Here is a 20918-nt window from a genome sequence, read left to right as displayed (position 1 = left end):
CTATCTGCTTTTCAAATGTCCAAATACGACGATTTTCAGGCATGAGCCGCAATTAACAGTTCGGGAAATAATTTAAAAATAGGTTATTCATCGCGTTTTACGATCTTTATTTTTCTTCGAATTTCGCTTGTTTGCTACTTAAGTCATTCACAAAATAATGGCTTTTATTATGCTAGGAAGGAGGTTAACAGTGAGAAAAATAATTGCCTTTTTCTTATTGCTATCTTTATGCGGTTGTGGGGCAACTATAAACAAAGCACCTGACGTGAAGAAAGAGACTGCGGAAGAAAAAGCGGAAAAGGAAGCGTGGAATGACACCGGACCATCCAGAGCCTTCAACTCAGACCCATTCTCTATTTTTACGCGACCATATAGCATTTGGGATACGTATCAAAACTGAGAATGATTTTTTAGAAAGGCGGTGGTGCAGTATGTGAGCATCACTTTTTTATTTTCTCAAATTGATGAAAGGAGGAGCAATGTGAAAACAAACGGGTTAAAAATAAACCTTCAGTTTTTTGCCGGCATTGGCTTTACGCCAAACAATGGCAACAAAACGGTTAATGATGAGTTATCTGACGATCCAACCATGAAAGAAATCATTCAAGCTGGTTCTGCGATTGAATTGCTTGCCATCAAGAAACGGTTGGCGAACGAACCGCTTACTGAAATGGACCGTCGAATCTATTACGAAGCGATTGATGTTAGAGCAAGTAAAGACTTCGGTTCTTGGTCAATAGAATCAGCTGCACGGGAAGAAGAGGAAGAGGCGGAAGAGAAAACAGGCGAGATTGGTTTCAAAGTACAGGTAACTACGGATTCTATTGAGCCTAGATTTGCTGTGATAACGGATGGTGTAGGCGAAATGAAGGATATTTGTCTTTCAAAGGCCGTAGTCATCACCGATGGAGCCAATAAGCCTTCCGGATGGTATAAGCAGCCGGTGAGCCGCGTAGATGCTATCAATGATAACTCCCGGCTATACCCGCGTGCTGTGTACCAACCTGCTTTGGATGCCATTAAGCAGGCGGGCTTTCCATATGCAGGCGAACATCCTCATCCGCGAAGCTACCGCGCTGCCAATGGACAAATACGATTTGAATCAGCGGTACCTAATCAAGCGGTAAAGTTCCGCGATGCTTATATTGATGCGACGGGTGTGGTGTGGGCGGAGTACCGTCCGCTGGATACGGAAATGGGCCGCCAAGTGAAGGCGATGCTTGATGCTGGGCTTCCGATTGGGTTTAGCAATCGCATGACGGGAGATATCGTCGGTACGACTGTAAACGGAAAGACCGTCGGCGTAGCAAAACAACTCAACCTTTTCACTTGGGATGTTGTTTTAAACCCGGCGGAACCGGAAGCCTTTACGAATCCGGAGGAATTAACGGATTCAGTTGTGAGCGAAATACTTGATTCCATAAATAAGGGGGATGACTCAGTGAACTTTTTGACGATGTCAGTGCAACAATTAAGAGAGTGGAAAGCAGCAAATGTCGGTCATAAAGATATGGCTTTATGTGACCAGGCCATTGTATTAAAGGAAAAAGCAGACCAAGTCACTGCAATTACCGACGAGTTGGAACAACTCCGCAATGAGAAAAAACAGCGGGAAGAACAGGAAGCAGTTGCTAAGAAGAAAGCAGAAGCACAGAAAGCTTTGACGGATGCAGTGAACGCTCTCCCGTATGACGGGAAAGTGAAGGAAGCACTGATCGCAAAGGGCGCTGAAATCACAGATGCTGCAGAAGTGGAGTCTTTCGTAGAGAAAGAAAAGGCTTTTATCGATTCAGTAGCGGTGACTGAAAAATTGAAAGGCTTGGGTATTAAGCCGGCCGGAGGAAAAGCTGCCATTCTGGATACATCTATTCAAGTTGTCGGCGAAGTACAACCATGGGAGCCTATCGTTGATAAACTACAGGATGCCTTTGACGATCGCTTCCGTGCCATCGATAAAAACTTCCGGGTTGATAAAAAACTGCGTGAAGGAAACAACGAAATTGTTGACCGCATCATGAAAAAGATGGACCGTGAAAACCATGAAGAGTACCGCAAAATGATGCAGACCTTAAATGACTCTGCTGTGGCTATTCAAGATGGTGTGATTACGGACAGCGCCGCGACCTCAACTGGTGATTTGGCGCAGGTTCCTATCGTTAGCCTAGCTTTTATGCGTCAGGTGTTCCAGGACTTAAAATTCCTGCAGCTCGTTATGGCGGAACCATTTAGCGGGACCACCTACAGAATTCCAGTTGAGTTCCAATCAGAGGACCTGTATACGCAGGACGATTTCGTAGTGGGTGAATATGATGGTATCCCTTCCGAAGGCGTTGAAACCTTCCTGCTTGAATTTGGGGCCGAATGGTTGAAACGGGCAACGATTATTTCTAAGGAAGCTCAAGTGGAGCTAATGAATGGGCCGTTCAATTACGACATCGTCGCTCGAAATCTCGCGAATGTAAATATGCGCTTCCAGCGAGTCATTGACCAAAAGCTGTCGCTTGAAATGCTATGTGTTTCTGATGAATACGGAGCTGTAGAGGTAGATAATGAAGCGGTAGCCGCAGCTGAAATTAAAACTGTTACGCCTGGGCAAAACGGAATTCCATCGACATCAAATGCAGCTTGGGTTGTCGATTTGCTCTGCGGTCAAACATCCGGTGCTCTTCAAGCACAACGCCCGCCTATCGTACGTCCGCGTACCAAGCAATGGTTGGATGAACACGGTCGTAAGCAAACCGCGCAGGTGAACCAAATAACGGCCGTCGTGGGAACTACCACATTAAAGCGCGGGACATGGGATTTTGTAAAAGGTGTGATTAATAACGGGGATTATGCGGTCGATTTTGAATCTGGGAAAGTGTACTTTACAACCGCATCTGGCGTAAATAACACGGACAAGTTACCAAAAATGTCTTACTCGTATGCCACCAACGTAAGCTACTTTAATTTGACCGTTCCAAATGGTGTCGACGCTTCTAAATACTACAATCTATTGCTTGAGCAATTAGATACGGAAAAGGCATATATGGGTTCTGCACCGAGGTATGTAACCCCTGATTTTGCGATTGGCTCTTTGAACGCCATGGTGGCCATTAAGAAAGCGGAATTGTTCTACAAATATGCGAGTCCGGACGGCACGAATCTGTTGAAAGGTGATATGTACTTTGCGACTCGTAATGGGTTACAGCTTGGGGAGATTAACGCGCCGTGGGCCGCAGGTGACCGCCGTATGCTGTTAGGGAAAATGAACGCTACTCGCTTCGGAATTGGTTCGCCGATGCAAATGGAGGGACCGTTCCCTTACATCGACCCGGCTACATCGCAGATTACTTCTGCAAAACAGTACTTTGCTACGGAACAGGTTGCCATTTCTACGCCGCAGGTCATTGATAAATACGGTAATACGTATAACCCGCCATACCGTACAATTAAGTTTTACAACAGCTAGGAGGTAGATTATGGAGCTTAATACTTCTAAAAGTTTTATGATTCATCCGGTTAGCGGAGTCATCATTCATCCCGGACATGTCTATGAACCAATAAAAGAGGCGGTCGTTGAGAAAAAACGATCTGCCTCTTCTTCGTCTAAAAGGGCGAAAAAAACAGAAGATGTAACGGAGAATAACGCCGATGGAACAAGTGGTAATCCTACAGAAGCTACGGAGTGAAATCGGTGATGCAGTTAAACCATATTTAAACAGTGATGATGAATTACTGTCGCGTTTAGAGGAAGCGGTCGGCGACTATTCCAAGTACCGGCCGCGCCGTATTAAGGCCAATCTTACATTGGTTCCAGGTTCAACAGTGTTCCCATTACCTGCTGATTGCCAGACATGGGTAAGCGGATTAGAGGATTATGAGGTTCTTAGCAACGCTCTCTATTTGGAGCAACCTGTTCTTTCTCCTGTTACTGTACCATTTGTATATCTCGGAGACCATGTATTACAAACCATTCCGGACCGCGACATCAGCATCCTCTTCGATTTCATCATGTGGAAACATTATGAGGCCGTGGTGAGCGAAGGCGCTGAAATCAGCGGGCTTAAGCTTGGAAAGGGGCTTGACATCAAATTTGATAACTTTGACGAGCTGAACAAAGCAGCAGAACGAAGAAAGAACAGCTATATCAATCGTGTAACTCGACCTTTGGGTGGTGGAACATAATGGACGCTGTCAAACTGTCGTATAAGGTCCGTAAAATCATCGATAAGCATATTCGCCAAAAAGGATATGAGACGGATGCTACTTTGGAGCATCCTGCAACCGGTGTTTCTAATCGGAACCAATTATCCATCACTGATACTGGACAACCGGTTTCTGAGCAAATCCCGATCAAGATTGTGGTCACCGCTCATGACGAAATGGTTTTTCCAATGGAATTAGGCGACAATCCAAACGAAATCCTTGATTTTATCGTGATTGAGGATGAAATGACTCCTGATAAAGAGCGAGTGAAAGAAGGGGGAATTCTGGTCTATCAGGGAAAAAGGTATACAGTCACCCTGGCGGCTCCTGCTACATTGGCAGGAAACCTGATTATCAAGGAATGCCGAGGAAAGCTGGTGAAATAATGGCGGGATTTGAAGAATTGTTCCGTGCTCTTGGAGAAATCCCAGATGGAATAGACAACGCCATGAAGAAGGGACTCAAAAAAGGCGCCGTGATTGTGATGAAGCGAGCCAAATTAAAACTTGGCACCTACCAACCTGGTTGGCCCGCTCTTAAGCCTGAAACCGTACGCAAGAAGCATATGTCGAAAACGCAGGCAGGACGGCTAACACGGGCGGGGAGAAGGTACCTCAGAGAACACGGTTCATGGGGGACTGGCGGCAACGACGATTCGCCACTTGTTGACAAAGGACACTTAAAGCAGGCGATTACCACCGATTTCAGCGAACTGGACCAGGGGGTTGCTTATGTCGGGGTTGCGGCCGGCAGTGGTGAGAACGGGAGTAGCACTGCTGATTACGCAAAAATCCATGAGTTTGGGGGAATGGCCGGGAGAGGACACAGAGTTCACGTCCCGGCTCGTCCTTTCTTGCGACCTTCCCTTGAAGAATCCAAGGAACAGATTAAAGATGCGGTGGCCCAGGCTATTGTAGAAGAATTGAGGCGGTTTGGAAGATGAGGGACCCGCTGACGCTAGCCTATCAATCCATCCAGGCTGCCATTCTGCATGTTCATGGTGATAGTTTTGTCGTAAGGGATGAAATGCCGAATCCATCTGAATTTCAAAAAATACTGCCGGCTGCCCATATTCAATACGTAAGCGGCACAGCGGAGAAGGCACTCATGCGGGAATACGAACCGCATGGCATCATCGATAATCAGGATGGCACGTTTACCGTAGGGACGGAATCGGTCAGGTTTGACTACTTGATACAAGTTTCTTTTTTTGCGGTTCGTCCAGGCGTTGCCCAGCAACTATCGACCGCTTTTATGTCGTACATCGAACAGGTAAATGAAATTCCCATTCCAAACGACAGATGGGAAAAGCTCATGCAAATATTTTTGACGGCTCCGCCGCTTCCGCCGCGTGGTGAGCCTGATGTGTATCAGGTTGACGCAACGTATAGATGTCGTGGGAAGTTGATTACGGAAGAAATAGTAAATGCGGTGGACATTTCAAAATTCAAACCCCAAATCAGGGGATAAGGAGGTATAACATGCCAGTAGTACGAGGACTCAAAAACCTTAACGGTTTGCCACCGAATGTCTATGTGAATGAATTGGCTGCGCCGCAGGGTGCTGCAGTGCTAGCGTCTCCGTTTGTTCTTGGCTTCATCGGGGAGTTTGACCGAGGGCCTGTTGATCAATATGTGCATATCGTAGAAACCCCTACCATGACAGTGGCGGAGGCTGCTGAAATTATATTTGGTTTGAAAACATTCAGTCCAAAAGGAAACCAACTGCTTGACCATTTAGATCATGCTCGTGTGAAAAATGTGATTTTTGGCCGGGTGATTGGGAGTGGTTTCGCTACAGCAAGCCTGACATTGAAAGACCGCCAGGCAACCCCGGCTGACACGCTGAAAATTAAACCAAAAGCCGGTCCGGGCAAATACGCCAACATCTTCACATCAGAGGTTCAGGAAGGAACAAATACCGGCACTTTTAAACTGATACTAATCTCTGACATCGGCGGTAAAGAAACATACGACAATTTAAGTATGGATCCTACGAATGAGCGCTATGTTGTTACGATTGTAAACAATGCCAGCGCTCATTTTGTTGTGGAGGATCTTAAGTCGAACGCTTCTTCGTTTGATGATGCACGCCCGGCGGTTCTTGCCCAGACACAGCTTGCAGGTGGCTCAGATGGAGCTCCTGTTACAGCGACCGACTACATTGGCACGTCTGACCCGGGATCAGGTGCACGCACAGGCCTGAAACTATTCGAAGGTTCTCCTGCTTCTATCCTTACAGATGTATCCTACATTGATTTTAGTGGCCAAACAGCGGACGATGCTCTCCGTCAATATGGCGAGAAGCACAACATCATGACCTACTGCGGTACAAGTACCGCAAAAATGGTGGATGCAGCTGCAACCTATCGGCAATTATTTGATACGGACTTCATGCATATGAACTTCGGTCGGTACAAATCAACTACAGGACAATATGCTTCCGGGGCTTGTGTGGCAGCAATCGTGCACGCGATCGGAAATATTGAGGACAGTGGCCTTGCTGTAGAGTGCAGTTGGATTGCCGGGGCTGAAACAGAAGTGGATTTTGATATGGCAACCACGCTATATAACAACCAAATCGGAGCGTTCGAACTGAAACCAAGCGCCAAAGGTGACGGTTCGATGGCTTATCGCATGTCGAATGACTATACACTTGCGGTGAAAGATGTGGAGGGCAATGTGATCTCTGACAATGAAAACCGCAAAGTGAATAAACGAAGATTAAGTTCTTGGATTGAAAAAGCATTGTTCGGTGTGGCAGCCCCATGGCAGGGTAAGGCGATGACCAAGAAAATGAAGGGTGACGCTGAGATTAAACTACGGACGTACTTGGATGGACTCAAAAACGACAACGTCATAGAGGACTATTCCATTTCGTTTAATGATGCTGCTGCGCAAATTGACCAGTTCGTCGATGATGTCAGTGCGAAATATTACAATACCGCCGAGTGGACATTACTCAACTTCCGAGGCGGGACGAATGTGGAGGTGTAGAGAATGGCCGAAAATGGTATGCTCGGTAAAAAACTTGTGATTGGACTAGCAGACTCTTCTGGTAATGTGGTAGCGAAAGCGCCTGAAATACTGAAATGGTCCGTAGAAGAAATCACACAGGAAGAAAAGAAATATCCAATCGGGGAAGAGGATGAGTACCGCGAAGTCATTCAAATGGGTTGGAAAGGCACTATTGAGGGCCAACAAACCAGCACTGCTATGGATGATATTGCAGACGCCAAACAACAATATCAGGATCAAACAGGTGATACGTTATCATACATCATTTTCACGTCTGAAACGTACAGGGATGGGACGATTCGCAAGTATAAGTATAACAATGTAACCTTTGACGGATTTAAAAAATCAGCTGACGGTAACAACAAGCCGATTACCAACTCTATCAACTGGCACTCACCGCGCCGGATTCCACTATAAGGAGGACAAACCATGGCTGAAATTACTTTATCAACCGGAAAGAAAGTCGTAATGCGTGAAAAACGCGGACAGCATCATTTTATTGAGCGAGCACTTCTTGCAATATGTATCAAAGAGGGCGGACAAAATATCGGCGGTATCCTTTCTACCGTCGCTATTCAAACTGTCGTCGGGTTAGCGTCGGTAGATGGCGAAGCAATTGTAACGCCAAGTGACTTAGCAGGCGTATATGGCGTCATGGACCATTTTACTTATGAAGAATGGACGGAGCTTGAAAAAGAAGCGCTGCCTAAAGAAGCGAAAGAAAAATTGGATGAAGCAGCAAAAAACTTGCAAACACCGCCTGGTTCCGCAACCGTATCGAACTAACACTTGCATCCGGTGCGGGAGTTTCGTTTGAAGCAACACTGCAGATGACTGATGTAGAGGTCAATGCAGCTATTATTATTGTGAATGAATGGAACGAACGACAGAACACTTCTTGAAAAATGGAGGTGTTCTGTCAAAAAAATATAAATTCTTTCATAAATTTTCCTGTATAGTAGGAGTAGGAGGGGATATCTATGAAAAAATTTATATCGTTAATTCTTTGCATGATAGTATTTTCATTAAGTAGCAGTATTGTTTTTGCTAAACAACTGACTGTAAATTCTCCTTATCAGCCAGTTGATATTAAGGTGATGTACAACGGTGAAGAAATCGTATTGAAACACAAACCAGTTAAATATAATGAATTTCTTTTGCTTCCTGCCAGGGAGGTTTTTAATGCACTTGGGTACGATGCAAAATGGGATTCGCCTTCACAGATGATGAGCGTAACAGGGAACGGAATTTCGGCTATTTTCTCGCGAAATGATGACAGCGTAATAAAAAACGGCATCCAGTATCCTGGAGTTACACCGTCTGTGTTGGTAAACGGATCTTTCTACATAGAAGCAACACAACTTGGTGCTTCCGTAGATTGCGGAGTTAATATGGATGGTGATAACACACTAGTCATTTATCCGCCAGATGCTGATGAACAAGCCGTAGAAGAAGATGCACAAAACCAATCAGAGGAACAGCCACAAGATCAGTCGGATGTTCAAACTGTAGATTATTCGAATGTGGATATACCGGGAAATTTTGTTCCGTAGTCAATTAAAAATGCCTTTCTCATTTTGAGTTGGGCTTTTAAAATTAAGCCCTCCAAAAAAGCAATTGTACAAGGCTATCATTTATTTTTGCTTTTTATTAAAAGAAAAAATATAAATGTAAAAATAATTGATGAAGAATTTGTGGTATAATGTATTGCAAATACGGTATATATACCGTATCAAATGAGTAAGATAAAAAAAGACCGCAAGTGCTGGTAACACTTACGGTCATGTACAATAGACGTTCCCAAGAGGGACGGCTCATAGTTGTATTTCACAGAAAATAGACCTACCCTTCAACTTTCCAGGCTCAAGGGAGGTCTATTTCTTTTGTGTAAATGACAGTATAGCTACGATTAATGTTGCAAATGCAATCATCAAATAAGTTGCTTCGAATACTGTCATAAGGCGTCACCCCCTTTCAACGGGAGTGAGCCGACCACCCTTGAGGAGCCGTATCTATTGTACAGGAAGATTATAACATACCAGCACCCTTTCAAGAGGGTGTTTTGTTTGTCAAAGTTTGTCGAATGGAAATTTACTACACAATAAAAGAGGTGGTGTAAGATGTAGAAAGGAGGGGGACATATGAAAAAAATTATGTTATTGATTTTTATTGTACTAGCTGGTTGCGCGCCATCCAATGATAACCAACCTGCTACAGGAAATACAGTAAAAGAATTACCTGTGCAAAACGGTAATGGGGCTAAGTACGTTGGTCAAGTTCAAAATAACATCCCACAAGGGTACGGGAAAGTAGTATTGCCAAATGGTGATATCTCGTATGAGGGGTTGTTTGAAAATGGAAAGATAATTAACGGTAAATCGTACCAAAACGGAAAGTTATTGTACGAAGGCGAATTTAAAAACGAAAAACCAGACGGACATGGAAAGGCTTATAATCAAAACTCCGGTGTTGTATTTGAAGGCGAATTCAAGGATGGGAGTATGTACGGTAGAGGTAAAATTTACGACCAAAATGGACAATTAGTGAACGAATACGAAGTTCAAAATGGAATGCCTGTACTTCTTAACCAACAAACTAACGAACAGTCACAAACAAATTCCATTGTTTCAATTACGAAAAGCGAATTTGATACCATAAAAAATGGTATGACGTATGAACAAGTTAAAAAAATTATTGGCGGAGAAGGGCAGAAACTTTCCGAAACAGGTTCGGTAAACGATCCTTATTATACCGTTATCTATATGTATAATGGAGAAGGAACTCTTGGGGCTAATGCTAATTTTACATTTCAAAACAACAAGTTACTAAATAAAACTCAATTTGGTTTACAGTAAATCAAGAAAAGTATTATTACACAGCACACCCTTGACAAGGGTGTTTTTATTTTGCTGCACGAGGTGGTGAATCTATGAGTTCAATTCTCGATTTAGCTATCGCAATTACGTTATCCGATCAAGTTACATCAGGTGTCCAAAGTATAATTGGTCATTTTCATTTGCTTGAAAACGCAACTGACGATGTCCTTACCAGAATGAAAAGTTTTGAAACTTTAGCATGGACAGGAGCTGGATTTATCGCAGCTGGCGTAGCAGGATTTACAACACTTACAAAAGCAATTGATTCTTCGCTTGAATCAGCTTCAAAATTGCAGGATTCAATGAAATCTTTTGAAGTTAACGCTTTTGGCCAAGCCATTAAACCCAACGCAAATATCGAATCTGTAAAAAACGTTATAGGACAGGCGCAAGAAATCGCTAAAACTAAAGGTGTGGATATCAAATTTAACACAAAAACAGATGCATTAGACTTTATTAAAAAACAAGTTGATGGCTTGGCAAAGGACCTTGGTGCAAAAACTATTTTCGGAAGAACAGATGCCATCCAAACCTTTGATACTCTACAGAAAAATGGTATATCACTAAAGAATATACTAGATGGCGTTGGAGAATCTGCGTTATATATGGCTCAAATCACTCAACAAACTCCTCTAGACACTGCAGAACAACTATCTAAAATTGTAGCCTCGTACCAACTTGATGGGAGCAGAACAAAAGACTTAGCAAACAAAATTGTTATGGCTGATGGTGCTTCAGCCGCGACCGCTCAGGATATATCGATAGGATTTAAATATGCGGGCGGAACGGCCAAGAGGTTAGGATTAAGTTATGACGATGTAATTTTAGCCCTTGCCTCAGCGAATACTAGGGGTATTGACCAAAGTACAGCTGGCACAGGGATGGACGCTTTTTTAAACCGATTAGTATCTCCTACTGGTCCAGGTCTAAAACAAATGGAATCTGTAGGTCTTTCTGTAAACGATTTTAAAGATAAAACCGGACATCTTCTTCCTATGCAGCAGATTATTAATACAATTGATGGTTCGATAAAAGGTATGGGTGCACTCCAAAAACAAGATTTTTTAAATACTTGGTTAGGAGATCAGGGTGGTCGGTTTTTTGGAGCAATTGAAAGTGGCGGTACAGGTAGTATGGCAGAAATTAAAGAATTAATGAAAAACTCGCTAACTATTACAGAACGTGCCGCAGAGGCCAATGCAACATATTCTGCTTCACTACAGCGTATGCAAGAGGCGTGGGATAGTGTAAAGACATCATTTGGAACGCCATTATTAGATGTAGCAACACAAGTTCTTACTGCTTTTGCTGATAAATTTTCTTCGTTATCCGATTACCTTGATTCTCATCCTGATTTAACGAAAAGACTAATAATAAGCGGCGCTGTAATTTCTGGATTTATGCTTTTAACCGGAATTGTATTGGTAACTTCAGCAGCTTTCGGGGCATTATCCTTGGCTATGGAGGTAGCCGGACTTACAGTTACCGGGGTCATGGCCACAACATTCACATATATCGGCGTTGGACTTGCACTAGCCGGCCTAGCGTATCTCATATATAAAAATTGGGACACTGTGAAAAATCTTTGGGACGAATATGGATGGGTAGTAAAGGGTTTAGCAGTTATTTTTACAGTTGCCTACACACCTGCAATTATTGTAGCCGCTGCTCAAATGATTCAATTAGCTGCAGCCACTTCTCTAAATATCCTTCGTACAATCGCATTGAATATAATCACTGGTACCACAGCATTTATCATGGGAGCGTACCGAAGCGTTATGTTAGCCGTCACCGCAGCACAAACCATATATGCGATTGCAACCGGTACCGCTACATCAGCCACGTGGCTACAATACGCGGCGGCTGCTATTTTGGCACCCCTAATGTGGACGATACGACTTGGAGTGCTTGCTTGGACAGGCGCTCAATGGCTCTTAAATGTGGCGCTGGATGCTAATCCAATAGGCGCGGTTATTATGCTTGTTGTGGCTCTTATCGGAGTTGTTGCACTGGTGATTTACAAATGGAACGACTGGTGGACATCGCTGAAAAACTTCGCGCAAAACATTAATGGATGGGCACTTCTTGTTCTTAATATATTTATGCCTATTGTCGGTATTCCGCTTACTATCGCAAAATACTGGGACAAAGCAAAACAAGCAGTAAAAGATTTCTTTGGCATTGCGGATGATAAAAAACAGGTGGACGTTCCTGTTAAAGCCGATACAAGTAGTTTCATGTCGGATATTACCAAGCTTGGTTCTCAAGCAATGGGCATGCCGCCTGTTCAGATACCGGCAGGAATTGATATGACTCAATTGCAAACGCAGGCTCAAACACTACCACAAAAAGTGCAAATGCCTACATTAATGGCTAATGTAATTCTTCCAAAAACGAATGAAAATCCAATGGGAAAACAACCGGCTGTGAAAGTAGATGCACAACTTAATCAAAATCAAATCTCTCAGCAATTGCAGCAGATGGCTTCGGGGAAAAACGTGCCACCGATTCAGGTGCCTGCGAATTTGAATATGGACCAGTTGACAAAGCAACCACAAGCTTTCAATACGGAACAAATAAAGCCTTTGACTATTCCTTCGACACTTGACCAAGCGCCTGCCAGAAAGCAAGTCATTGAACTCCAAACGTTTATGCTGGCTGCTGGGAAAAATGCAGGAATCAATTTCGCTCACGGGATAAGTTCTGCGGCATCGCAAGTAGTCGCCGCAATTTCAGGATTTAAAAATATCATCATGTCTGTTTTGCCGCAACCACAAGTTATGGAGAACTTTGGCTCGAATCTCGGTTCAAGCTTTGCGCGAGGATTGGCCGCTAAAGCGGATGCTGTCCGTACAGCTGCTCAACAGGTGGCCGCAGCCGCTCATGCAAACCTAGGCGTACAATCACCGACAAAAGAAGGACCGCTTGCCATAGACCAATCTATTTGGGGTTCAAACCTTGTGAGTGCAATCGCAAAAGGGATGATTGGAAAAATACCTGTTTTGCGTAACGCATCGAATATGGCGGCCAACAGTATGCAGGTAAGGCCAGGAATAGCTGTTAATCATCCGATGGTGGGTGCGGCCGCTGGGGGAACGACGGTTCATGGAGATATGCATTTCCACATCTACCAACAACCAGGCGAGGATGCAAATGCGCTGGCTCAACGGGTGGCGAATATGGTTGAACAGAAACTTAATCGAAAAGACAAACGAAACAGCCTAACAAGGCCTATCAGCCTGATCCCGGGGGTGTAACATGGACATTTGGCTTGGCGGTATGCAATTGAAAGAATTTGAAAAACCTGACTTATCTCAGCTTGGCGGGAAGCAAATTCTTGCTAAACGATGGTTCCCGGGTGGAGAGATATCGATACAAAATCTTGGCCCTGACTATCGGCCGATCACATGGAGTGGCACATTCCTCGGTAAAGAAGCATACAACCGGATGATGTATATAGGTCTGATGCGAACGACGGGAAAGCCCGTGAGATTTAAAACATCAAAATTCGATATACCTGTGATGATTGAGGAATTCCTGCCTGATTTCAAAACGGAGCAGAGGATTCCTTTTTCTATTACACTAATGCGGGTCGTTTCCAGTCAGACAGCTACGAAAAAGCCGGACGCAGTGACAGCAGCGGCTAACAAATCGGCTGTTTCCGCGACAGGGCAAACGGTGGCAGTTAAAACAGTGAAGCCGAAAACCTATACAGTTAAACCGCGGGACACCTTATCTAAGATTGCAGGTATTATGCTGGGAGATCCGGATCGATGGCCGGAGATATATAGCAAAAATCGAAAAGTTTTAATTTATGGGCCGCATGATATCCGGCCAGGGTGGGTGTTGACACTGTAATGCTAAACAATACGTTGTTAAAAAAGAAAGGGCTATTTCGGCCTGTTGGTACGCCAGTAGTAGATATAACTATCAACGGCAAAAAAACACCGCATTGGACAAAATTCAGTGTGGAACTCAACGGCCTAGGCGGTGTCGATTCATTCTCCGTAGAACTACCTTGGGAAGTCACAGACAAACCGGAGAATCCCTTGCTTTTCAGCGGTCCTTCCGCATCGTCTGCACTTGTTTTTGGGAGTGCGGATGTGAAGATAGCAGCGGGGTTCGCAGGTGAAGGCAATCTCGTTGAATTGATAGAAGGTAAAATGGATTACCCAGAATGGAACTTTGACGAATCCATGGGTGAAATGGTCACAATACATGGACGATCGCTTGCTGCAGGCCCTTATGATTTCAAAGAATCAGTAAAATTTCAGAATCTAACGGCAACCGCTGCGCATCGGCAATTGGCCAAACAACATGGTTTAATCCCAGTGGTGCCGGTTGAGACTACCACACTCATTGGCAGCTATGAAAATGAGGACCATGTTAATGTACAGCGTGAAGTCTCACATTGGGACTATGATTTATATCTTGCACAGCAGGAGGGATTTACGACTCGTGTAAAAGGCAAGGAGTGGTTCTTCGGGCCGAGGGAGAAATTGCCGGGTTATTTAAAGGATCCGATTCCCTTTACGTGGGGCTATAACATAGCCACGCCATTCAGAATCGAGCGGGCGCCTAATGCAGCTCGAAACCTGATTGTGGAGGTTATATCTTGGGCGCCTACACCTGCCAAGATACCGAAGAATCCAAAGAAACACAAACCATCTACTAAACCGAAAACGCCGACAAGCGGCGGCCACCGGATTGTGGAGAAAGCAAGTTTCAAGACTTCATCAGGCAATAAATATACTCTCCGCTACTATTATCCGGGGCTTACAAGGGATCAAGCGCAGCGGAAAGCACGGAATCTACTAAAAGAATTATCACGCCAACAGGTGTACGGTAGTTTTCATACTGATTGGTTCCCGGAACTATCAAATGATCGGAGGATCGCGATGTATGGCGTAGGGCAGGGTTTATCGCAGATTTACTTTGCTCCTAAAATTGTGATAAGCGGTGATAAAGACAATGGATTAAGCTGCGAGATTAGCTTCACAAATCTACCACTGGAGGAAGGGGGACAGTTCGGATGAATGAACAAAGGATTCAAGATATGTTGCCACAATCAGCCTTTGTATATGGCGTCATAACCGCCGTTGATGAGGATAGACGCATGGTAAAAATACAAGTGCAACCCTATGACATTGAATCAGGATGGTGCCGGGTGATGAAAGACACCTTTTATCCAATTCCTCCACATCTCACTCATAATCACCACCCAGACCCAGATGGTGAAGTAGATCCTGTACATGGAGGGAACCAACATCGACACGATAAGCATAGTCCGCACATACCCAAGTGGGGTTATAAGGTGAATATGGAGGTTATAGCAGGGGCGATTCAACTGAATGGTGGTCATACCTATGTTATCCTAGGTCCCTTAGATGACGGCGAAATGGATCCGGATGAAGAACCATTGCTCACGACGATAGAGAATGATGAGTGGGGGAAATGCCTATGAACTTTGGTTCCGATGTTCTGGTAGTAAACGGGGCGATACGCTGGAATGGAGACGATATTGTTACGGTGAGCGACACGGATAACGTTGTTCAACAGGCATATCTTCGGTTTCTCGCTGACTTAGGGGAATCTGTCGATTTTCCGGACTATGGTGAAACAGTAGGTTTTACCGCAGGCAAACCTTTCACTGCACAGATGAAAGCAGAGATAGAAGCGGCAGCACGGGAAGGGCTGATGAAAATCGGGACTGACAACGGTGGTCCGCCCTGGATTGACACGGTGGAGGACGTTGAATTCTACCTGCAGGAAGTAGATGGAGTACAAACAAAAATGCTATATGCTAAATTCGTTGTTCAAGGGGAAATCAAAGAAATTAATATACAAGCAGGTGGTGGAGTATGACATGGCCTACAAAAGATGATGTCATTCAAGTACTTGTTGATAATCTTGTAGGTCCTGACAAGCGGATTGATGATATAGCCAACCAGTATTTTACCAAGTTCCTCATCATCGGAATGGCTCAGGCGATCATGCTTCTGGTTGGTGTATTGAAGTTAGTTTATGACAATTTAACTCCTGCTACGGCAACAGATGAAGATAAATTGAAGGAATTTGGGTATACCATAGGACTTCCTATAAAAGAAGCAACCTATAGCATCCATACAGTGACTCTCTGGAAGAGCTCCATTGTAGATGTTGATACACCCGTACCGGATGACTTTTTGGTCACTACGACTCCCGTGAATGATGACCCACCTCTCCAATTCACTGTCATTCCCGGGCAAAATTTAAAAATATCCGCTGGATCCGATAACGTAACGGGTGTAAAAGTTATATGCACCACCCCCGGTGTTTCTGGCAACGTTCCCCCAGGGAGTATTACTCTGATTGCACAGGCGGGATTCGACTATGTGACAGATTCAGTTTGTATTGAGCCGGCGGCCGATGAAGAGGATATCGAGACTTATCGGTCCCGCATACTTGAGCGCACACAAACCCCGGAACGCGGAGGAACCGCCCCAGATTATAAAATATGGGCCGAAAGTGTGCCGGGTGTAGCATCGGCAACGGTCATTCCCCTCGCACGTGGTAACGGAACGATCGATATTATTATCTCAGCCGCAGATGGACCTGCTGGACCTGACCTTATTGCGTCGTGCCAGGCATTCATAGATACAAAAACGCCGGCGGAAATCATGCCGGGAGGGGTACTGGTCAAAGGGACAACTACACATTCGATTGACGTAAGCATAATCAATTGTGTATGGCGGTCTGGATACACATTGGAAACAGGTGGCCCGATTGTTCAATCTGCTATTGAGACTTTCATCCGTAAGCAGGTAAATGTGGACAAGAAGATGCTTTTCTACGATCTCATTGCCATCACAAAGTTTGCATATGACCCGGCAGATCCGAATAAGAACCCTCTACTTGTAAGCTTCAAAATTGAGAATCCAACCGATGACATAACGATCGATACGTCAGAAATGGCCGTTCCTGGTACGATTTCTGTTTCATGAGGTGAAAACTATGGGGTTTAAGGACTTTTTATACAATACATTTCCGCATCGATGGCTGGATAGAAAAGATGCAGGGAACGAACGGCTTTTTGGAGGCCTTGGTAATGTTCTGGACTATCTCTATAGTTTTGTGGAGAAGGTACAGAAAGAAGCCAATCCTGCTACAGCGGAGGATTTACTTCCGACACTTGAATCAATGTACGGACTTACAATTGATGCTTCTTTACCCCTGCAGGACCGTCAGAACCGTCTAATCGCACGAATGAGAGAGCGTGGAGGCACTATCCGCAAAGAAGTTTTCGAAGAAGGGTTGAGCCTGCTTCTTGGAACACCGGTCACGATTGTACCGGATATCCCGAATTACGCAGTGGAGTATCAGTATCAGGAGACTGGTGCTGCTATTAATTTGGCGCTGGCAGAAGATTACGTGGTTCGGAACAAGCGGGCCCATATTCGGCATACCTATTCAAGTCATACGATAGCCGAAGCGATTACACTACAACAAAACGCCTACTCTCAAGTTGTGGATTTCCCTGTATGCGGGCTTTTTTATACGGAGGGTGAATCATGACTCAAATTATACAACCCATTCTGCTTGATGATGTCTGTCAGTATATTGACAATCTGGTAGACCATGGGCTTGTCAATGTAGAAGGCACACAAGTCCAGTACCCGATTTTTAACACCGTCATCGAAAACCAATCGGTTCGCAAATATATCTATCTCGATGAACACGAACAGGTAGGAAAGAACATCCTCGGAGCTTCATTATTGGATACATCTGGAAATATATTAGCTACTCAAACCCTCAACGTGACCAAAAACGATGTGGGTTTTTTCATTTGTTTTGAAATACCGGTACGATTGGAGGTGTCATAATGCCATACACAAAACAACAGTGGTTGGATGAAATCATAGATTTATCGAAGCCGATAATCGATCCAACGACAGGAAAACAGAAAGTGGACCCGCAAACTGGCCGACTGCTGTTTGAAGCTGTGCAATCCGGAACGCGAGTGACAGCGGAGCGGATGAACCATATGGAGGATGGCATAGAATCAGCCAACAGTGCACTGGATGAGGCCACCCCTGGTGTTACCCCAGACTCTTTGATGGTCCGTGACGCAAACGGCCGGGCAAAGGTTGCTGCGCCGGTCGCGGATGATGACATTGCACGGCTGGATACAGTGCGGCAGGCTATCGCCGATCTAATCGCCGGTGCCCCCGGTGCGCTGGATACACTCAAAGAACTCGCGGATGCACTTGGGGATGATGCGAATTTTGCTGCGACTATTACAAATGCATTGGCACAGAAAGTAGCCAATACCGACCCTGCCTATACCGCAATCAAAAACGGTACCTACGTCCAGCCCGGAGCCGGCATCCAAACCACACCGGGAACCAACCAGGAAACGGTATCTCTCGCCCCACCATCCGGAAATAACATCGGCGGAGTGAAAGCAGGAGCGGGCACACGTATTGCACAGGATGGAACGTTGACGGTTGCGAACGGCTTCCCGAACCTACTCGACCCATCCAGACAGTCATTCAGCCGTGCATCGAATGCAACGAAAAAGGATCTTTCACCGGTTCCGTACAACGTCCTACGCACAGAAATGGGCAAGTTTGGGCAGGGTGCGTTTATTGAGGAAGCGACAACGAACCTTGTCTACAACAGCGACTTTGAAACGGTCACGGGTACGGCTACGGTATTCAGTGATCCGTTGACGAGTTATAGCGGAAGTACAGCGGCTTCTTGGACAGTACAAGCGGGGAGTTTCACCTTTGGGGCGAGCGGGGCTACGAGTGGGGCGAGTGCATCGCTTATAACCGCAGGTAATAGTGCATGGAAGCCATTAACAGGTAGTAATGGAACAGCTTTAACACAAACAGTACAGGCTACTTTTACAACTCCTGCTAGTGGTGGAACTGTTCTTGCTCATTTAGGTTTAACAGTAAACCTAAACAATGGTTATTACGCCACGTGTACTGCAAATAGTTTTTATATCGAAAAACTTATATCCGGAGGATATACAACATTAACATCCGTCGCTCAAACCATTTCTGCATCCACAACCTATACCATTACATTATCCATCACACCAAGCGGTGGACTCACAGCCAAACTCTACAGCGGAACCGGAACGAATGGAACGCTTCTTCAAACCCTCACAGCTACAGATACTTCGCTTACAGGAGGTTTTCTCATTGGCGTTGGTGGAGACACAGGCGTTGTAATTAAAAGCGCACAGGTTACGGCTCCTTTTGCAGATGGGTGGAATATTGGCGGTGATAGCCGAGTCGCATGGGGATTGACAGGCACGAATCCGATTAGTGGGAATTATAGTGTAAGTGCGGTTGGAGTGGCGAGCGGAATTAACGGGGAATTATTCAATCAAGGAACTGGATATTCTACTTCTACAACATATACTTTTTCCGGTTTTATCTCCACCAATGGTGTCGGTTCTGGTGGAGCAGATATTCATATAGACTTCGGAAATAATACGAGTCCTTCTAATACGACACCCATAAGTGGAACAACACAAGTTACTAGGTACAGTAAACAGGCGGTATCACCATCAACCTTGTCGTCTAATCCGTATGTATTTTTTCAATTTAGGGTACATGATGCAGGAACCTTTATATTTGATGCGGCTCAAATCGAACAAAAAGCCTATGCCACGACCTATGTCCGCAACGACAGCACCACATCCAGTGCGACACGACAGGCGGATTCGTTGAGTTATGCGCTTGGAAGTCCGTTGCCTAGCCGATATTTTGGGGCGTTGGTGTGGAAACCTGAACAAGCAAGTTCCACATTCATAAGTACCGATGGGATAAGAGTGCTGTATTCCGAAGCAGATTTAGCTGTATCAAGCCAGCGAAGGTGGATTCAATATATGCAGCCTAGTGGCGTTATTCGTTTTGCTAAGTACCCAAAAGGAAGCACGCAAAAGAACTTAGAAACGCCACCGATAGTATTTGATGCAGGAGATACCCTTTTTGTCGCATGGCTTGACGACCCTGTAGCGGGGAATATGTACCTTTGGTACGCCATAAACGGAGGAACTTTGCAACAAGTTTCCTTAGTAAATAGCGAAACTATTACTGATGCACAAAAAGTATATATAGGCTTACAAACGACAGGAGGAAATCAATGTAACGGAACCATCGACTTCCCGATTATCACAGATGTAATCCCGACATCCGAACAGGTACAGGCGTTGTATGCGGCGCAGGATTGGGGAGGGATGAGGAACTATCCGGGAACACTTCCTGACAAGGTTTCGATTGGGAAAGGTGCATTTATTGAAAACTTATCACCTACCGGCCTACCTTTTTCTGGTGGGGTAAATTTAGTTTCTACGGTCGGAGACATGCGTATAGGTGGGATTGGTACTACTTGGTTAACATCAAATTGCTATTATGACTCGGTATCAGGTAACTGGTATCGCTATGATACAAGTAAGTCCGCACAAGCTCTAGTTACAAGGTATGACGGATACCCTCCAAGCATATATACTGCACCACCGGGAACGGGCGCAATTACATGGCAGCAGATGAACAACATTGCCCAAATTTTATCCGGCGGGTATAAGATTCAGAGTGGAGGAGGTGTTATTACTACTGTAGCAAATGGAGTAGTGTCTACTACCATCACATTCCCGACTATTTATACATCTGCTCCCATTGTTTTTGCTAGCCTTGCATCTACTGTTAGCGGATCAGATAAAATGTGGATAGCAGCTTACAATCCTACAACAACTCAGTTCTCTGTTACTATTGGTTCAACTGTTGCGCAAAACACGTACTTCCAATGGCTTGCCATAGGCTCATAAAAGGAGGGATGAACG

At 44.8% G+C, this 20918-nt stretch carries 22 protein-coding genes; 21 read left to right on the top strand and 1 reads right to left on the bottom strand.

Annotated elements, in window-relative coordinates; all coding sequences use genetic code 11:
* Positions 1 to 190 precede the first annotated feature (190 nt).
* The 11 genes from H525_RS0110730 to H525_RS0110680 all read left to right on the top strand — a co-directional run bounded on the left by H525_RS0110730 (position 191) and on the right by H525_RS0110680 (position 8758).
* A complete protein-coding gene (locus tag H525_RS0110730) occupies positions 191 to 400 on the top strand; it encodes a hypothetical protein (protein ID WP_027416217.1) in 210 nt (69 codons plus the stop codon).
* An 81-nt stretch (positions 401 to 481) separates the two neighbouring features.
* On the top strand, positions 482 to 3451 hold the full coding sequence (locus tag H525_RS0110725; protein ID WP_027416216.1) for a hypothetical protein: 2970 nt from the start codon (positions 482 to 484) through the stop codon (positions 3449 to 3451).
* A gap of 10 nt (positions 3452 to 3461) precedes the next feature.
* Complete coding sequence (locus H525_RS0110720) at positions 3462 to 3671, top strand: hypothetical protein (protein ID WP_027416215.1); 210 nt, start codon at positions 3462 to 3464, stop codon at positions 3669 to 3671.
* Positions 3634 to 4167, top strand: coding sequence for a hypothetical protein (locus H525_RS0110715; protein ID WP_027416214.1), 534 nt, complete (start codon positions 3634 to 3636; stop codon positions 4165 to 4167). The genes H525_RS0110720 and H525_RS0110715 overlap by 38 nt, the downstream gene beginning before the upstream one ends.
* Positions 4167 to 4574: a hypothetical protein gene (locus H525_RS0110710; RefSeq protein ID WP_027416213.1), complete on the top strand. Its 408-nt coding sequence runs from the start codon at positions 4167 to 4169 to the stop codon at positions 4572 to 4574. The genes H525_RS0110715 and H525_RS0110710 overlap by 1 nt, the downstream gene beginning before the upstream one ends.
* Positions 4574 to 5131, top strand: coding sequence for a phage virion morphogenesis family protein (locus H525_RS0110705; RefSeq protein ID WP_027416212.1), 558 nt, complete (start codon positions 4574 to 4576; stop codon positions 5129 to 5131). Before H525_RS0110710 ends, H525_RS0110705 begins: the two co-directional genes overlap by 1 nt.
* Positions 5128 to 5658, top strand: coding sequence for a hypothetical protein (locus tag H525_RS0110700; RefSeq protein WP_027416211.1), 531 nt, complete (start codon positions 5128 to 5130; stop codon positions 5656 to 5658). Before H525_RS0110705 ends, H525_RS0110700 begins: the two co-directional genes overlap by 4 nt.
* Before the next feature lie 11 nt (positions 5659 to 5669).
* Entirely contained in the window at positions 5670 to 7184 is a 1515-nt protein-coding gene (locus H525_RS0110695; RefSeq protein ID WP_027416210.1) for a phage tail protein, read from the top strand.
* 3 nt (positions 7185 to 7187) lie between these two features.
* A complete protein-coding gene (locus H525_RS0110690) occupies positions 7188 to 7622 on the top strand; it encodes a hypothetical protein (protein WP_027416209.1) in 435 nt (144 codons plus the stop codon).
* Positions 7623 to 7634: 12 nt separating this feature from the next.
* Entirely contained in the window at positions 7635 to 7991 is a 357-nt protein-coding gene (locus H525_RS0110685; RefSeq protein WP_027416208.1) for a hypothetical protein, read from the top strand.
* Between the two features lie 194 nt (positions 7992 to 8185).
* Positions 8186 to 8758, top strand: coding sequence for a stalk domain-containing protein (locus H525_RS0110680; protein ID WP_027416207.1), 573 nt, complete (start codon positions 8186 to 8188; stop codon positions 8756 to 8758).
* 321 nt (positions 8759 to 9079) lie between these two features.
* Here the strand turns inward: H525_RS0110680 and H525_RS29485 are convergent, their stop codons facing one another.
* Positions 9080 to 9163, bottom strand: coding sequence for a putative holin-like toxin (locus H525_RS29485; protein ID WP_425387680.1), 84 nt, complete (start codon positions 9161 to 9163; stop codon positions 9080 to 9082).
* A 183-nt stretch (positions 9164 to 9346) separates the two neighbouring features.
* Here H525_RS29485 and H525_RS27270 point away from each other — a divergent pair, with 183 nt between their 5' ends.
* From H525_RS27270 to H525_RS27885, 10 genes are all read left to right on the top strand, one after another.
* Positions 9347 to 10060 carry a DUF3862 domain-containing protein gene (locus tag H525_RS27270; RefSeq protein WP_155837229.1) on the top strand — a complete coding sequence of 238 codons (714 nt, stop codon included), beginning with the start codon at positions 9347 to 9349 and terminating at the stop codon, positions 10058 to 10060.
* A 74-nt stretch (positions 10061 to 10134) separates the two neighbouring features.
* Positions 10135 to 13338 carry a phage tail tape measure protein gene (locus H525_RS0110665; RefSeq protein ID WP_027416206.1) on the top strand — a complete coding sequence of 1068 codons (3204 nt, stop codon included), beginning with the start codon at positions 10135 to 10137 and terminating at the stop codon, positions 13336 to 13338.
* Position 13339: 1 nt separating this feature from the next.
* On the top strand, positions 13340 to 13939 hold the full coding sequence (locus tag H525_RS0110660; protein WP_027416205.1) for a LysM peptidoglycan-binding domain-containing protein: 600 nt from the start codon (positions 13340 to 13342) through the stop codon (positions 13937 to 13939).
* On the top strand, positions 13939 to 15117 hold the full coding sequence (locus H525_RS0110655) for a hypothetical protein (RefSeq protein WP_027416204.1): 1179 nt from the start codon (positions 13939 to 13941) through the stop codon (positions 15115 to 15117). Before H525_RS0110660 ends, H525_RS0110655 begins: the two co-directional genes overlap by 1 nt.
* A complete protein-coding gene (locus H525_RS0110650; RefSeq protein ID WP_027416203.1) occupies positions 15114 to 15545 on the top strand; it encodes a DUF1292 domain-containing protein in 432 nt (143 codons plus the stop codon). The genes H525_RS0110655 and H525_RS0110650 overlap by 4 nt, the downstream gene beginning before the upstream one ends.
* Positions 15542 to 15946, top strand: coding sequence for a hypothetical protein (locus H525_RS0110645; protein ID WP_027416202.1), 405 nt, complete (start codon positions 15542 to 15544; stop codon positions 15944 to 15946). The genes H525_RS0110650 and H525_RS0110645 overlap by 4 nt, the downstream gene beginning before the upstream one ends.
* Positions 15943 to 17064 (top strand): baseplate J/gp47 family protein, encoded by a 1122-nt coding sequence (locus H525_RS0110640; protein ID WP_027416201.1) that lies wholly within the window; start codon positions 15943 to 15945, stop codon positions 17062 to 17064. Before H525_RS0110645 ends, H525_RS0110640 begins: the two co-directional genes overlap by 4 nt.
* Positions 17065 to 17074: 10 nt before the next feature.
* A complete protein-coding gene (locus H525_RS0110635) occupies positions 17075 to 17635 on the top strand; it encodes a putative phage tail protein (protein ID WP_027416200.1) in 561 nt (186 codons plus the stop codon).
* Positions 17632 to 17943, top strand: a complete 312-nt coding sequence (locus H525_RS0110630; protein WP_035100679.1) for a hypothetical protein — start codon at positions 17632 to 17634, stop codon at positions 17941 to 17943. The genes H525_RS0110635 and H525_RS0110630 overlap by 4 nt, the downstream gene beginning before the upstream one ends.
* Positions 17943 to 20903: a hypothetical protein gene (locus tag H525_RS27885; RefSeq protein WP_027416198.1), complete on the top strand. Its 2961-nt coding sequence runs from the start codon at positions 17943 to 17945 to the stop codon at positions 20901 to 20903. The genes H525_RS0110630 and H525_RS27885 overlap by 1 nt, the downstream gene beginning before the upstream one ends.
* Positions 20904 to 20918 lie beyond the last annotated feature (15 nt).

The organism is Aneurinibacillus terranovensis DSM 18919 (assembly GCF_000430625.1).
Taxonomy (GTDB): Bacteria; Bacillota; Bacilli; order Aneurinibacillales; family Aneurinibacillaceae; genus Aneurinibacillus_B; species Aneurinibacillus_B terranovensis.
The sequence above is the reverse complement of the archived record's forward strand: the minus strand, read 5'-3'. Positions and strand labels throughout refer to the sequence as shown.